Consider the following 14,766-nt stretch of genomic DNA (forward strand, 5'->3'; position numbering starts at 1 on the left):
TAAATTGCACAGGTTAAATTTAATTAAACAAGTACACTAATACTTAGAACATGAAAACGACCAAGTATGGCGTAATGCTTCTTGCCGCAGTTTTGGCTTTCGGAGCAGTTACTACGAGCCCTGTTGAAGCTAAGATTCCTGCCGGCACAGAGGTAAACGATGTTAAACAAGTTAAAACAATCGTCATAAAAGGTAGTGACGCAATGCAGTTTGACCTGAAAGAAATTAAAGTGAAAGCTGGCCAGAAAGTGAAATTGACCCTGACGCACTCTGGTAAACTTGCGAAAGCAGCTATGGGTCATAACTGGGTTTTATTGAAGTCAGGCGTTGATGTTGCGACTTTCGGTTCGAAAGCAGCAGCAGCAAGAGAAACAGAATACATTCCTGCATCTGAAAAAGCCAGCATCATTGCACATACCAAGTTGGTAGGCGGTGGCGAAAGCGACACGATCGAATTCACTGCTCCGGCAAAAGGAACCTACACTTACATTTGCAGCTTTCCAGGGCATTATGCACTAATGAAAGGAAGCTTCGTTGTAGAGTAAGTAACCTAATTGATATAATGCAAAAAGGCGCTGATCCAGCGCCTTTTTGCATTAATAAGGTTCTTATCAAATCTGTGCAAGCTGCTTTTCGATCAACTCTATTATTTCAGGACGGTCCCATTTGGAAGCACCGATTTCCTGCGCAAGAATCTTTCCGTCATATATGATGTATGTCCGTGGAATTGCATTTCCATCAAGCGCCGGAGGGTACGGTCCCGCATATTGGAAAAATGGAAGGTCGTATCCTTTGCGCTCAATGAATGGGTTGACAGTCTCAGCGTCTTCGTCCGAAATAATATAGAAAGCTACTTTTTCGTGCGCTTTGTATTTATCATAAAGCTTTTGAATACCAGGCATTTCCATATTGCACGGGCCGCACCAGGTTGCCCATACGTTCACAAATATCAGTTTGTCCTGAGCCATCGAAACCTGGTTGCCTTTCAGATCATTCAAGGCGGATAAATAAACCGACGTTTCTTCCTGCGGCGAAGACCCGGCCTCACTGGCTACCTCGGGAGAGCCAGCAGGTTTAAAAAAAGCAAAATAGACTGCTAATGCGGCTACAACAATTAACCCGGCAATAAGTATTTTTTTCATGCTTCCGGTTATTCTAAGTGGTTAGGTGATATGAGAAATAATATATTCATGATGAACATAAATGTAGGGATATTATAAGATACTGGTCTTAGAAAACAACGGAAAATAAGGGTATTTGTTTTTTTGATGCAGAGAAGGAATTTGAATACTTTTATAGAATAATTGAAAAAATATCTGATTTGAGGAAAAGATTTACATTCATGAAAGTCTTAGTATCTGGCATTGCGTTTTTTATTGCGCTTACTTTTTCTGATCCCATCCTAGCCCAGCGTTCAGCCGCCGAATTTTTTGAAGAAGGAAATACAAAAGCCGGAACCGGAGACTTCAACGGCGCCTTACAGGCTTTTTCGTCGGTTATTGCAATGAGCCCGGAGCACGCACCGAGCTTCTTCAACCGGGGACTTGCAAAAGCCAATCTCAAAGACCATAGAGGTGCAATTCTTGATTACGATCGGGCAATAGAGCTGAATCCCAGGGAACCCCTGTATTACCAGAGCAGAGGTGTTAGCAAGAGTCTCCAGGACGATTTTCGGGCAGCGATTGAAGACTATACAAAAGCGATTGAAATCAATCCGGAGGAGCCTAAAAGTTACTATAACCGCGGTGTCAGCTATGCGAAACTCAAAAATCACAGGCATGCATTGGCAGACCTCGATCAGGCTTTGGCGCTTAATCCCGACGAGCTGGCCGCACTTTATGCTAGGGGAAACTGTAAGCAGGATTTGCAGGAGTATGCAGGAAGCCTGGCCGATTTTACCAGGGTAATTGAACTAAGTCCGAAAAGAACAGGCGCTTATGCCGGCCGTGGAATTGCGAAGTTGCAACTGGGCGACTATCAGGGAGCGAGTGCTGACTTTACCCGGGCCATTGAGCTGAGTCCAAATGATAGCGAACTCTATTCCAACCGGGGTTTTGCCAAAAATAAACTGGAAGATTTCACAGGAGCGATCATTGATTTCGACAAAACGATACAGCTTGACGCAGAGAACTATGTTGCGTACTATGGAAGGGGTTTTGCAAAAGGAAAGTTGAATGATCAGCGAGGCGCAATCGCCGACCTGACGAAATCCATTGAGCTGAAAAACACTTATGTAGGTGATCCTAAGAAGATTGCATACGCTGGTAAAATAAATAGAGACAAGCTGGACGAGCTTCGCGACCAGGTCCATCAGACGATTAAGATAGACAATCTGACCAATGAGCGTGCGGAAGCATATTATATCAGGGGATTGAATAAGGCCAAAGTGGGGGAGACTAAAAGTGCATTGCAAGACCTCACAACTGCCGTAGAATTAAATCCTACGTATTCGAGCGCATACTTTTCCCGCGCGATGGTTAGATCCGCAAGCGGCGATCAGATGGGAGCAGTGCTGGACTTCAGCAGCTCGATCAAACTCCGCTCTGACTATCCGGAAGCTTATTACCTGCGTGGCATTTTGAAAAACAGTCTCGGTGAAGTAAATGAAGGCTGCCTGGATCTGAGCAAAGCGGGGGAGCTGGGTTATCAGCAAGCCTACAAGGTGATCGCTTCTTATTGTAATTGAGAAACAAGGGCAGGAAAGAGGAATAGAGGAAGGAAAGAGACTAAGGGGAATAAAGGAAGGAAGTAAGAACTTCGCTATCCCTTCCTCCTTCGTCCCTTTCCTCCTTCCTCCGTTCTTCTAAGCTTTTTTAAGATTCGCTGCTACTTTTTCCCAGTTAACAACATCCCAGAATGCTTTAATATAATCCGGTCTTTTGTTTTGATAGTGCAGGTAATAGGCATGTTCCCAAACATCTAAACCCAAAATAGGGGTACCTTTTAATTCCGAAACGTCCATTAACGGGTTGTCCTGATTTGGGGTAGAGCCAACCGAAAGTTTTCCGCCTTTCGCGACAAGCCAGGCCCAGCCAGAGCCGAATCTCGTACTTGCTGCTTTGCCAAACTCTTCCTTAAACTTGTCCAGGGAGCCAAATTGTCCATTGATCGCATCGGCAACCGCGCCTGTGGGACCAGCTGATTTTTTTGGTCCCATTACTTCCCAGAAAAAAGTATGGTTCCAATGTCCGCCTCCATTATTGCGGATTGCAGCAGGCGCTTTACCTACCGATTTAATGATTTCTTCCAGCGATTTTTTCTCAAATTCAGTACCTTTCACTGCATCGTTCAGATTTTTTACATACGCTGCATGATGCTTACCGTAATGGATTTCCATTGTAGTTTTATCGATGCTCGGCTCTAACGCCCCGAAATCGTAAGGAAGTGGCGCTTGCTTAAATGGCGCGGTTTCTGCAATGATTGTGTTGGAATCTCCGGCAAAGGTCTGGTTAGCAAATGCTCCTGCGGCGATCGTGCCGCCAGCGAGTGTTCGCAAAAAGTCTGTCCTATTCATAACGATGCATTGAAATTGTTATTAAATCAATCATAAGCCACTCGACTTATGATACTTCGGCCCAGCGTAATTTCATCGGCATATTCGAGGTCTCCGCCAATGGGTACGCCGCGGGCAATGGTACTTATCTTAACCCCCGTCGGTCTGAGTTTTTTTTGCAAATAAAATGCAGTGGTATCGCCCTCCATTGTGGGGCTCAACGCCAGGATGATCTCCTGAACCGGGTCATCATTCATCGGTTTTTCAACTCTTTGGATCAGCGAATCTATATACAGATCAGATGGTCCAATACCTTCCAATGGAGAAATAATGCCTCCGAGTACATGATAGAGGCCTTTGTATTGATTTGTGGATTCAATTGCAAGTACGTCCCGGGTATCCACTACCACGCAAATCGTAGACTGATCCCGCTTACTGTTTGCACAAATATTACAGTACATTTCATCCGCAATATTATGACATTTGACACAGTAAGTTGTTTTGGTACGCATATTCACAATTGCCTCCGAGAGGGATCTTGCCTGCTCTTCTTCTCTCTTAAGCAAATGTAATGCCAGCCGCAGTGCGGTCTTTTTGCCAATTCCGGGAAGTCGGGAGATTTCATTTACAGCATCCTCTATCAGGCGTGAGGGATAATTCATAAGAATTCAAAGGATGATGGATGAAAGAATAATCTCTGAAATGATTATTCCGGAAGAACTTTAGTGTCGCAAGAATTGACTGGTTAATGTATTTCAGCTGAAATACCTCTCCGGCAAATCTCGTTCCGCATACCGGTGAGTTCATCAAATGCACCCTCCTTAACCGAGCACTTCCCCTTATAGTGAATGATGATCGTACATTGTTCAGCTTGCTCGCTGGTGTGTCCGCATACTTCTACCAAAGTATCTATTACCCAGTCGAAAGTGTTTACATCGTCATTATAAATAACTAGCTTTTTAATGTCGGTGACAACCGTTTCTTCCAGAATTTCTACGTCTGTTTCTGTCAGCGCTTGCATAACAACCAAATTTCTGTTTGATTAGCAAATCTAATTAAAAACGCAGATTATTAGAAGTTCCGCGCCTTTTAATAAGTCACTCCACTCATCCAAATCTCGCTTTTTAATGAATCCCTACATCTCGCTGATCATCCTGATAGTCTATTTCGGAATGCTGATTACAGTCTCGATTTACACTTCCAGAGGAGCGGATACAAATACTTTTTTTACGGCAAACCGCCAGTCGCCCTGGTACCTGGTAGCTTTTGGGATGATCGGGACTTCGCTTTCAGGGGTAACATTCATTTCCGTTCCCGGCGCAGTTGCCAATATTCAGTTTTCCTATTTTCAGGTGGTTATTGGCTATATTTTGGGTTATCTGGTGATCGGTACCGTGCTGATGCCACTCTATTATCGTCTGAATCTGATCTCAATCTATTCTTATCTCGAACAGCGGTTTGGCTTTTGGTCTTACAAAACCGGTTCGGGCTTTTTCCTTTTATCGCGAACAATCGGTTCCGCGGTAAGGTTGTATGTTGCTGCCCAGGTTCTTCAGCTGGCGCTTTTCAAACCACTCGGTGTTCCATTTGAAGTCGCCGTCGCGATTACGATTTTTCTGATCTGGATCTACACTTTTAAAGGTGGGGTGAAAACGATTATCGTGACGGATACGCTTCAGACTTTTTTTCTGATCACGGCGGTTATCCTTACGATCGTTTTGGTTTCCAGGGAGCTGAACCTCAAAGGAATAGGAGATATTTGGTCCGCAGTAGATTCTAGTAAATATTCCCAAATCTTTTACTGGGATACCAACGATCCGAAGAACTTTTTCAAGCAATTTTTTGCAGGCGTATTTATCGCGATTGTTATGACTGGTCTGGATCAGGATCTGATGCAGAAAAACCTTACCTGCAAGAACATCGGCGAGGCGCAAAAAAACATGTTCTGGTTTACCGTGGTTTTGGTAATAGTTAATTTCCTGTTCCTCTCCCTGGGTGCATTACTTTACGTATATGCGGAAGCGCAAGGGATTCCGGTGACTGCGCGAACAGATGATTTCTATCCGATGCTCGCGCTGAACCATCTCGGTTTACTGGTTGGAATCACTTTCCTCCTTGGTATCACTGCTGCCACCTACGCCAGTTCCGATTCGGCCCTGACGGCATTAACCACCGCTTTTTGTATCGATTTCATGGAAATAGAAAAAAGACCGGAGGAAAAGAGGTCTTCGATCAAGTTCTGGGTCCATATCATGTTTTCGGTCATATTTTATCTGGTGATCCTGATTTTCAACCGATTGAACAGTAAGGAAGTCATCACTGCTGTTTTCGACCTGGCGGGCTATACATACGGCCCGCTGCTCGGACTTTTTGCGTTCGGGGCTTTCCTCAAAAGGCCAGTGAAAGATCGTTGGGTGCCGTTGGTTTGTATTCTCGCTCCGATATTGACATATATTATCAACGATCACTCCGCCGAATGGTTTAACGGGTACAAATTTGGCTTCGAAAGGCTCATCATTAATGGACTGATCACTTTCGTCGGCCTCTGGCTACTTTACGACAACAAAGGAAAAAGCAGGGAAGCCTTTATATCTGGAAAATAAGGCGGGTTTCTGCTAATAGTCTTATTGCCTTCTCCCGGTTACTTAATCTCTGCATATTCTTGATTATTTGCAAAATAATATTAACTTTATGATAATAATGTAGGAGTAGCGTGATCTGATGGATGTTAAATGAAAGATTGGGTTGAATCATTTTTTAACAATCTAAACTTTTAAAACATGAAAGCGCTGTCATTCATTTTATCGGGGTTTTTATTGTGCATTTCCTGCACTGACAAAGCCAAAGAAGAGGAAGCTGCCCGCGAAGCCAATCAGGAAAGGGATAAGAAAGCCATCACCGAAGTAATCGAAAACGAGACAAAATCCTTTTTTGCGAGAGACTATGATGCCTGGAAATCGAATTATGCACAAACCGACTATGCATTCCAGGCGTGGAGTAACGACGACGGTACCTTCGATTCAAATGTCGGGTGGGAGGACATTAACAAACAAATAGGCAAATATATTGCGGATAATCCCGAGCCGGTTTCCAGCCACCCTATTGTGGAACGAAAAAATATGAAATTCAAGTTTTTTGATGACGATGTGGCCTATCTGACCTGGGACCAGTTTAATAGTGACAAGCAGGAGAAAAACTTTCATCATAGTAAAGAGGTCAGATTGGTTGAAAAGATCGACGGACAGTGGAAAATCGTTTGTGTTTCAGCCTTTTGGGACTACAAACATCCAATCCCTGCGAGCCGGCTTCCGATGATCAAAAAGATTGCAAATGAAAGCAGGGGAAAAAATAAAATCTAGATTTGCTGTAACCTTTCGAAACGTTCGCTTTTAAATTGGCTGTTCGGTAACGAACAGCAGCAGGTAGGTTGAGACGTTTTATTTTAGCAGACAAAATTATTTTCAATTATTTGATAATCAGTAGTATATGTGGTGCCAAGTGTGAGCTTGGCACTGTGTTTTTAAATAGTGGCACATGCTTTTTTAGTTATAGGTCAACCATGCAGATGTATGGATCTAACTTTAAATAGCTATTAGCCATGAAAATTTCAATCGTTTCAAACCTGTTCTGCGCTGTTGCGCTTACTTTGTCACTTGCATCATTTACAACTGACAAAAAGAAAAACCTGGAAGGCAAGGAAGCCAATGCAATATCCTTTGATGCTGGTCTGTATAAAATCTCCAATACAAACAAGGTCAGATTAGCAGTCAACAAAGATCCGAACGACAGGATCAGGGTTGTGGTAAAAGATAAAGCCGGAAATGTCTATTACTCTGAAATTTTCGACGAAGTCAATTCCAAGTACCGCCGGGTATTTAACCTTGACGAAATGCGTGACGGAACTTACTTTTTCGAGCTGCGGAATAGGAAAAATAAGCTGGTGAAGGAATTGCAGATAGAAAGCAATGTCGAAAAGGAGATTTCCCTGCAGTAATTCAAGACCCACCATGAATGCAAAAATCCCGGCCTGTCCGGGATTTTTGTTATAATAACTCTTTCTCTGGATCCCAGAAGCGTTCTTTCCAGTTCTGAATTCTATGGTTCATAACCGTAATTCCTTCATGCTCCAGTTTTTCCTGCATGGACGTCGGTGTTTCGAAAAGGGCCCTGGCGGTAAGTTCGCCCTGGCTATTTACAACGCGGTGAGCGGGGATGTCCGATTGCGTGTAACTGTTGCCCATTGCCCAGCCCACTATTCTCGCGCCTCTTTTATTACCTAGATATTTGGCAATTGCACCATAGGAAGTAGCCCGGCCGGCCGGTACCTGACGCACTACATCATACACATCATTGAAAAAAGCATTACCCTTTTTCATTTGCTCTTGCTTGCTGACGTTCATCGATCTCTCGGCTTAGCTGACCGTACCATTCAGTCCCATATGCGCGGATCAGAGGTTCTTTCAAAAATTGGTAAACAGGTACGCCTAATTGTTTGCCGAAGTCACAAGCAGGACTGCAAATAGACCAGCGATCATAGTTAAGCGCATGAAATTCGTCGTACTTAGTGACTCTAATCGGATATAAGTGACAGGAAATCGGTTTTTTATAACCGATCTTACCATCCAGATAAGCAGCCTCAATACCACATTTCAATATACCTCTCTGATCATAAATAGCGTACGCACATTCTCGGCCGTTAATGATCGGAGTAACATGATCTCCATCCCAGTCTTTAGTAGAAGTACCCTGTTCGGCAATTGCTTTTTTACCTTCTTCAGAAAGATATGGTTCGACCATCGGATAAATTTCGCTTAGTACCGCCACTTCCTCTTCGTCAAGCGGAGCACCCGAATCTCCTTCTACACAGCAGGCACCTTTGCATTTGTCAAGGTTACAGACAAAGAGCTGGTCTTCAATATCGTCACTGATGCAGGTGTGGTCTATTAAAATCATATTCTTTTTGCTATTGCTGGGGTATTTTAAGCTTTTGTCCCACCATAACGCTGTTTCCCGACATATTGTTTAATCTCTTAATATCATCAACGTTGGTGCGGTAAGTTTGAGCGATCCGGAACAGCGTCTCGCCGGCCATCACTGTGTGTGTCTGAGCAGCTCCACCAATATTTTGGTTGATGCGATCGTCTGCCGCAGCATTACCTGCTTCGCGTTTCACTCTCAATCTCTGGCCGGATTTTAATCTGTCAGAGTCGTCCAGATTATTCAATTCCAGGAGTTCTTTGATAGAAAGGCCATATGCTTTGGAAATGCTGTAATATGTTTGGCCGCCCTCGACCATATGAAATTCGCTTTCGGGATTTGCAGAACGTCTCGTTTCCTCTTTGATTTCCTCGGGAGTCCTGAAAGATTCGGCAGGTGCAGTGCGGGTTACAGCTATTTTTTCCGGAACAGCTTTTGTTGCCACGGGCTCTGCGCTAGCAACCGTTTCTTTACCCGTTTTGCTCACAATCAGTTTTTGCCCTGCACTGAGGCGGGTTCTGCTGCTGATATTGTTCAGTTCCAATAGCTCATGCAATGAAAGGTTGTATTTGCCTGCGATACCGAAATAGGTATCTCCCGAAACGACAGTATGCGTCCTGGCTTCTGCACCGGATCGGGCTGCATCTCTGGAAGCGCTTTCCTTCGCGGCGCGTTCTTCGGCAGCGGCCTTCTGACGGGCATATACGGAGGTTGAAGCGGTGCTCCGGGTTTCATTCGGGGTAATCACTTTGGAAGGTGAACCGGCTTTTGCAACGGGGCGCTCTTCCTCTGCAGCTTTGAAAGATCCATCTGCACCGTCTTGAGTAATGATCACAACTCGTTCATCATTTTCCTGCATGGCCGGTTTTTTCGCGGCATCGACGGATTCAGTGGTCGCAACAGCCGGGGCTGTCGCGGCGGGTGCAGGTTTGGAGGTTATCGGCTCAGCTGCTCTGGTTTCAGTAGGAGCAGGTACGTCTGTTTTTTCGACGAGCACAGGTGTATACTTTTTCCGGCCGGACGGTTTTTCGGGAATTGTATTGGCTGCCGTTGCTGGTGCTTTTTCAGTTACAACCGCAATTACAGAGTCTTTCTTGGCCGGAGGAGTTGCCTGCGGCGGCGCAATGATCTCGATCGGTTGTTTTCTAGGACGTTTCTTGGTGAGGAACAATACCTGCCCGGTTTCAATAGGGTAGTTGCGGCTGGTAGTGCGGTTGTATTTCAAGAGATTTACCAGACGTACGCCGTACTGCTGGGATACGCTGTGCCAGGTATCTCCCGGCCGGGCTGTATGGAAGGGCGTCGACGCTTTTTTATGCTTGCGTGCGAGGTAGTAAACTTTTCCGGGAATAAGCGGCATCTCAGCCTGCATATCGTTGTACCGCATGAACTTAGGCATTTTTAGTCCACCGGATTTTGCAAGCGCTCTTGGCTTGGAGCCAGCAGAAGCCTCGATGCCTTTCAACCCATTAATTTCGTAAAAAGCAGGGTTTTGAGATGGTGGAGAGGTTCTTTTCAGGACCGGATAACCGGTGTCTTCATATACAGAAGCAACTGCGGTTTGCTGCGGAGGCAAAGATAATTTCTCCCGAACAGCAGCCACCTGTGCAACCGGTACAGGGATAGTGAGAAGATATTCACGGTCTGAAGGTATTTCACCATCAACCAGCCACCTGTTATAATTCTTGAGCTCTGCAGAAGCAATACCCAGGGAGCCTGCGACTTCGTCAAGCGTTTTGCCTTTACCGAAGTCCGATTCCATCAGTATAAATGTATTCGGAGATTTGTAGCGCTCTATGCCTGCTTCCAACGCAATTTTATGCGCAAAAAAACGGAGCATATAACGATCTGTCTTCGATGTCAGCGTCACTTCTCTGGCATAAGCCCAGCTTGCGGGAATGATCTTCTTTACACCGCCGGCACCCTGATAATAGGAGTAAAGCGTAGTAACCCAGTTGTTGAACTGCTGATTATTCTTTTTAAGGTACCAGGCCGCTGCGTGCGTGGATGCGCTGATATTTTTTCGCTCGTCGATCGTATCGTCAACTCTTAGGTTCAGCTCGCGGGCGGTTTCCGGTTTGAACTGCCAGTAGCCGACTGCATTCGAAGTAGATACGACATCCGGGCGGAAAGAGCTTTCCTGGACTGCAAGGTATTTGAAATCAATAGGTACCTCTTCGTCCATTAATATCCCTTCCACAATCGGGAAATAAAGTATTGCCCGGTCCATTTTTTCCTCCCAAAACTTTTTATTGCCCATCAGGCTCTTAACATCTTCTTCGATGAGATTTTGCGCATTTCTGTCGAATTTGACGGTTATTCCGCCAAAAGAGACACTGGTTGGAATTTCCGGTATGCCCTGGGCAAAAACTACATTTGTCGCAGTTAGCGACAGAAGCAACGCGATTGTTAGGTACTTGATGTTGTTAATGAAAGTTCTGGCCATAAATAATTGGTAAGTGGCTTACTGGTGTGCTTAAATTTTCTGAAGTATCATTAATCCGTCCCGGATTGGGAGCAGAACATTAGAAACGCGGCTGTCTTCCTGGACCATTTTGTTAAAGTCCAGTAAGGCCTGGGTGTCTTTGTCTATCTTAACGCCCGGCTGAATTACTTTGCCGCTCCAAAGTACATTGTCGGCGATGATAAAACCGCCGCTTCTGACCTTTTCAAGACAAAGATTAAAATAAGATGAATAGTTAATTTTATCCGCATCAATGAAAACGAGGTCAAAGGTTTCTTGAAGCTCCGGCACAATGTCCATAGCATTCCCGATGATATATTTGATGGAGGCGGAGAAAGCGGTGCTGTTAAAGAAATTGCGGGTAAAGGTTTCGAGCTCTTCGTTGATATCAATAGTGATGATTTTGCCCGCAGGCCTTAATCCTTCACACAGACACAAAGCAGAGTATCCGGTATAAGTGCCTATTTCCAATATCCGGTCGGGCCTGATCATTCTGGAAATCATGGATAAAAACCGGCCCTGTAAATGTCCTGAGAGCATGCGAGGGTTGAGAATGTTGGCGTGGGTCTCGCGATTCAAAGACCTCAGCAATTCACTCTCATTTTCCGTATGCAGCACGGAATACTCCTCTATTTCCTCTGCCAAAAACTTCATTTATATCGTCCGGACAAAAGCAATACCGGCTTTTCAGCCGTTTGCGATAATGCGTTCAAGATAGGTACCATATCCACTTTTAACGAGTGGCTTGGCGATTTCATGTAATTGCTCTGCATTAATAAAGCCCATTCTGTAAGCGATCTCCTCAATGCAACCCACCTTTAAGCCCTGACGCTCCTCAATAACCTGGACAAACTGCCCGGCCTGCATCAAGGACTGGAAAGTACCAGTATCGAGCCAGGCGGTTCCTCTGTTGAGTACACCTACTTTTAATTTGCCACGTTCAAGGTATACCCGGTTAACGTCTGTAATTTCAAGTTCTCCGCGCGGGGAAGGTGGTATTGTTTTCGCAATCTCTACGACATCATTATCGTAAAAGTATAAACCCGGTACTGCGTAGTTTGATTTGGGCGTAACAGGTTTTTCCTCGATCGACAGCACATTATTTGATTTGTCAAATTCCACAACGCCATAACGTTCCGGGTCATGTACCTGATATGCGAAAATCACACCGCCATCAGGATCGTTGTTGGATTGCAGCAAATGAGATAGTCCTGAACCGTAGAAAATGTTATCTCCTAATATCAGTGCAACTTTATCATCCCCTATAAACTCTTCCCCGATAATAAACGCCTGTGCAAGTCCGTCCGGGCTTGGCTGTACGGCATAGGTGAACTCGCATCCCAGCCTGCTTCCGTCGCCCAGCAACTTTTCGAAATGCGGCAGATCGTGCGGTGTTGAAATGATTAGTATTTCCCGTATTCCCGCCAGCATTAAGATGGAGAGGGGGTAGTAAATCATCGGCTTGTCGTAAACAGGCATAAGCTGTTTGCTCACCGCCAGTGTCAATGGATGCAATCTTGTTCCGGAACCGCCGGCCAATATAATGCCTTTCATAAATTTTAATTCTTTGTGGAACGATGAATATCTTCCTTTGGACTATCTGTCCGAATACATTTCGCTGTAATATTTCTGATATGAGCCCGAAGTTACATTATTCAGCCATTCCTCATTCTGAAGATACCAGTCTACCGTTCTCTCCAGACCTTCGGCAAATTGAAGTGAGGGTTTCCAACCCAGCTCGTTCGAGAGCTTCGTTGCGTCGATCGCATAACGCAGGTCGTGACCGGCACGATCGGTAACGTAGGTGATCTGCTTTTCTGTCTCTCCCGCCTCACGGCCCAGTTTTTTGTCCATAATAGCGCACAGCAGCAGTACAAGATCAATGTTTTTCCATTCGTTGTGCCCGCCGATGTTATAGGTTTCGCCATTCAGGCCATCATGAAAAATTACATCGATCGCTCTTGCGTGATCTTCTACAAAAAGCCAGTCCCGGATATTTTCCCCTTTTCCATATACCGGAAGCGGTTTTTTCTGAATGATATTGTGGATCATCAGCGGTATCAGCTTTTCCGGGAAATGGTTCGGTCCGTAATTATTGGAGCAATTCGAAATGACAACAGGAAGCTTGTAAGTGTTATGGTAAGCCCTCACAAAATGGTCCGACGACGCTTTGGAAGCCGAATAAGGCGACCGCGGGTCGTAACTGGTTGTTTCAACAAAGAAAGTGCCAGGATCATGCAGTTCGCCGTAGACTTCATCCGTCGATACGTGGTAGAAGCGGTGGTTGGCGAGGTCATCCTTCCATGCTTTTTTTGCAGAGTTCAGCAGATTTACAGTTCCAACCACATTGGTCATCACAAATGACATCGGGTCAGAAATCGACCTGTCTACGTGACTTTCAGCAGCCAGATGTATCACGCCGTAAAAGTCATTTTCGCTAAAAAGCTTTTCAATGAAATCGGCGTCGACAATATCTCCTTTTACAAATGTATAATTAGGTGCATTCTCAATATCGCGGAGGTTTTCAAGGTTTCCTGCGTATGTCAGCGCATCCAGATTGAATATATGATAATCCGGATGTGAAGTTACAAAGCGGCGTACAACGTGAGAGCCGATAAAACCGGCACCACCTGTGATCAAGATCTTTTTCATTTATTCAGCTGTTATTTTTAATTGCCAGTTCCAGGCGTCGCGAAGTGCTTCGGCCATGGTTTTCTCGGCACGCCATTTCATCACATTATTTACTTTATCCGACTGAGCGTAAATTTTCTCAATATCCCCCTCACGGCGCGGCCCGATCGTATAGTTTAGTTTTAGGCCGTTTACCTGCTCGAAAGTGTTGATCAATTCCAATACCGTATACCCTTCGCCTGTTCCTACATTGAAAACATCGTAGTAATCAGGGCTTTCTGAATTCAGGAGCTCCAGCGCTTTTACGTGCGCTTTTGCAAGATCAACCACGTGGATGAAATCGCGGATACAGGTACCATCGGAGGTGTCGTAGTCGCTCCCGAAAACGGTGAGGGATTTGCGGAGGCCTGCGGCTGTTTGGGTAATAAAAGGTACCAGGTTACTTGGCACGCCGTTGGGAAGCTCCCCGATAAGTGAAGATTCGTGGGCTCCGATCGGATTAAAGTAACGGAGGGATATTGCCTTTACGCCAGGCTTTGCATATATGAAGTCGCGGATAATATCTTCACCGATTGCCTTGGTATTTCCGTAAGGCGAATTGGCCGGTTTTCGTGGGGTAGATTCAGTAACCGGAATTGCGTCGGGCTGGCCGTAAACTGTACAGGAAGAAGAGAATACGAAATTTGGTACATTAAATTCCGCCATTGCCCTTAACAGGACCATTAAAGATATCAGGTTGTTTTCGTAGTAATTAAGCGGCTTTTCTACCGATTCCCCCACTGCTTTATAAGCTGCAAAATGGATTACTCCGTCAAAACGCTCCTTTGCAAACAGCTCGCGTATTTTCTCTGAATCATTACAGTCAATCTCATAAAAAGGAAAATCCTTGCCGGAAATTTGCTTTATACCTTCGAGAACATCCCGATTTGAATTGTACAGATTATCTATGATGACGGGTTCAAACCCTGCTTTGTCCAATTCAACAACAGTGTGGGAGCCTATGAACCCGGCTCCTCCGGTAACAAGAATCTTCATGCCCAAAATCTCAATTTTTAAAGAATATCGTGAACTAAATGCCTGCCCAAATGCCTCAAATTATGCAATACAAAGGAATTTAGGATATGATAACTATCAAGAATGACTGTAAGGGGGCGTAATTTTTTCCCGGGCAAAAGTAGAAAATTTGACTTCCATAAAAAAA

General features: G+C 44.9%; 16 protein-coding genes. 5 read left to right on the forward strand and 11 right to left on the reverse strand.

Translation table 11 applies throughout. From position 1 onward, the window contains the following. The first annotated feature begins 50 nt into the window (after positions 1–50). Positions 51–545 (forward strand): azurin, encoded by a 495-nt coding sequence (gene azu / locus FXO21_RS15555; protein ID WP_149640933.1) that lies wholly within the window; start codon positions 51–53, stop codon positions 543–545. A gap of 66 nt (positions 546–611) precedes the next feature. Here azu and FXO21_RS15560 read toward each other — a convergent pair whose 3' ends face one another. Further along, a complete protein-coding gene (locus FXO21_RS15560; RefSeq protein WP_149640934.1) occupies positions 612–1,142 on the reverse strand; it encodes a TlpA family protein disulfide reductase in 531 nt (176 codons plus the stop codon). 200 nt (positions 1,143–1,342) lie between these two features. Here FXO21_RS15560 and FXO21_RS15565 point away from each other — a divergent pair, with 200 nt between their 5' ends. Then, entirely contained in the window at positions 1,343–2,686 is a 1,344-nt protein-coding gene (locus FXO21_RS15565; RefSeq protein ID WP_225865705.1) for a tetratricopeptide repeat protein, read from the forward strand. A gap of 117 nt (positions 2,687–2,803) precedes the next feature. On the opposite strand, the gene FXO21_RS15570 is transcribed toward FXO21_RS15565, so the two are convergent. The 3 genes from FXO21_RS15570 to FXO21_RS15580 form a co-directional block, all read right to left on the reverse strand. Next, positions 2,804–3,514: a superoxide dismutase gene (locus FXO21_RS15570; RefSeq protein ID WP_149640935.1), complete on the reverse strand. Its 711-nt coding sequence runs from the start codon at positions 3,512–3,514 to the stop codon at positions 2,804–2,806. 26 nt (positions 3,515–3,540) lie between these two features. Beyond that, on the reverse strand, positions 3,541–4,155 hold the full coding sequence (recR, locus tag FXO21_RS15575) for a recombination mediator RecR (RefSeq protein ID WP_149640936.1): 615 nt from the start codon (positions 4,153–4,155) through the stop codon (positions 3,541–3,543). An 83-nt stretch (positions 4,156–4,238) separates the two neighbouring features. Beyond that, positions 4,239–4,514, reverse strand: coding sequence for an ATP-dependent Clp protease adaptor ClpS (locus tag FXO21_RS15580; protein WP_149640937.1), 276 nt, complete (start codon positions 4,512–4,514; stop codon positions 4,239–4,241). 106 nt (positions 4,515–4,620) lie between these two features. On the opposite strand from FXO21_RS15580, the gene FXO21_RS15585 reads away from it, so the two are divergent. From FXO21_RS15585 to FXO21_RS15595, 3 genes are all read left to right on the forward strand, one after another. Continuing rightward, a complete protein-coding gene (locus FXO21_RS15585) occupies positions 4,621–6,096 on the forward strand; it encodes a sodium:solute symporter (protein WP_149640938.1) in 1,476 nt (491 codons plus the stop codon). Between the two features lie 177 nt (positions 6,097–6,273). After that, entirely contained in the window at positions 6,274–6,852 is a 579-nt protein-coding gene (locus FXO21_RS15590) for a Cif family virulence factor (RefSeq protein WP_149640939.1), read from the forward strand. A gap of 239 nt (positions 6,853–7,091) precedes the next feature. Continuing rightward, positions 7,092–7,487 (forward strand): hypothetical protein, encoded by a 396-nt coding sequence (locus tag FXO21_RS15595; RefSeq protein ID WP_149640940.1) that lies wholly within the window; start codon positions 7,092–7,094, stop codon positions 7,485–7,487. A 49-nt stretch (positions 7,488–7,536) separates the two neighbouring features. Here the strand turns inward: FXO21_RS15595 and FXO21_RS15600 are convergent, their stop codons facing one another. Genes FXO21_RS15600 through galE form a run of 7 tightly spaced genes read right to left on the reverse strand, consistent with a single transcriptional unit; the run spans position 7,537 to position 14,600 of the window. Continuing rightward, on the reverse strand, positions 7,537–7,869 hold the full coding sequence (locus tag FXO21_RS15600) for an MGMT family protein (protein ID WP_149640941.1): 333 nt from the start codon (positions 7,867–7,869) through the stop codon (positions 7,537–7,539). Continuing rightward, complete coding sequence (locus FXO21_RS15605) at positions 7,856–8,446, reverse strand: DUF3109 family protein (protein WP_149640942.1); 591 nt, start codon at positions 8,444–8,446, stop codon at positions 7,856–7,858. Before FXO21_RS15605 ends, FXO21_RS15600 begins: the two co-directional genes overlap by 14 nt. 10 nt (positions 8,447–8,456) lie before the next feature. Then, positions 8,457–10,916: a LysM peptidoglycan-binding domain-containing protein gene (locus FXO21_RS15610; RefSeq protein ID WP_149640943.1), complete on the reverse strand. Its 2,460-nt coding sequence runs from the start codon at positions 10,914–10,916 to the stop codon at positions 8,457–8,459. 30 nt (positions 10,917–10,946) lie between these two features. Next, on the reverse strand, positions 10,947–11,588 hold the full coding sequence (locus FXO21_RS15615; protein ID WP_149640944.1) for an O-methyltransferase: 642 nt from the start codon (positions 11,586–11,588) through the stop codon (positions 10,947–10,949). Positions 11,589–11,621: 33 nt separating this feature from the next. Further along, complete coding sequence (gene rfbA, locus FXO21_RS15620) at positions 11,622–12,488, reverse strand: glucose-1-phosphate thymidylyltransferase RfbA (protein ID WP_149640945.1); 867 nt, start codon at positions 12,486–12,488, stop codon at positions 11,622–11,624. A gap of 42 nt (positions 12,489–12,530) precedes the next feature. Next, positions 12,531–13,586, reverse strand: coding sequence for a dTDP-glucose 4,6-dehydratase (gene rfbB, locus FXO21_RS15625; protein WP_149640946.1), 1,056 nt, complete (start codon positions 13,584–13,586; stop codon positions 12,531–12,533). Continuing rightward, a complete protein-coding gene (galE, locus tag FXO21_RS15630; RefSeq protein ID WP_149640947.1) occupies positions 13,587–14,600 on the reverse strand; it encodes a UDP-glucose 4-epimerase GalE in 1,014 nt (337 codons plus the stop codon). It abuts the gene before it with no gap. Positions 14,601–14,766: the final 166 nt, after the last annotated feature.

Source organism: Dyadobacter sp. UC 10, from assembly GCF_008369915.1.
In the GTDB taxonomy this organism is placed as follows: Bacteria; Bacteroidota; Bacteroidia; order Cytophagales; family Spirosomataceae; genus Dyadobacter.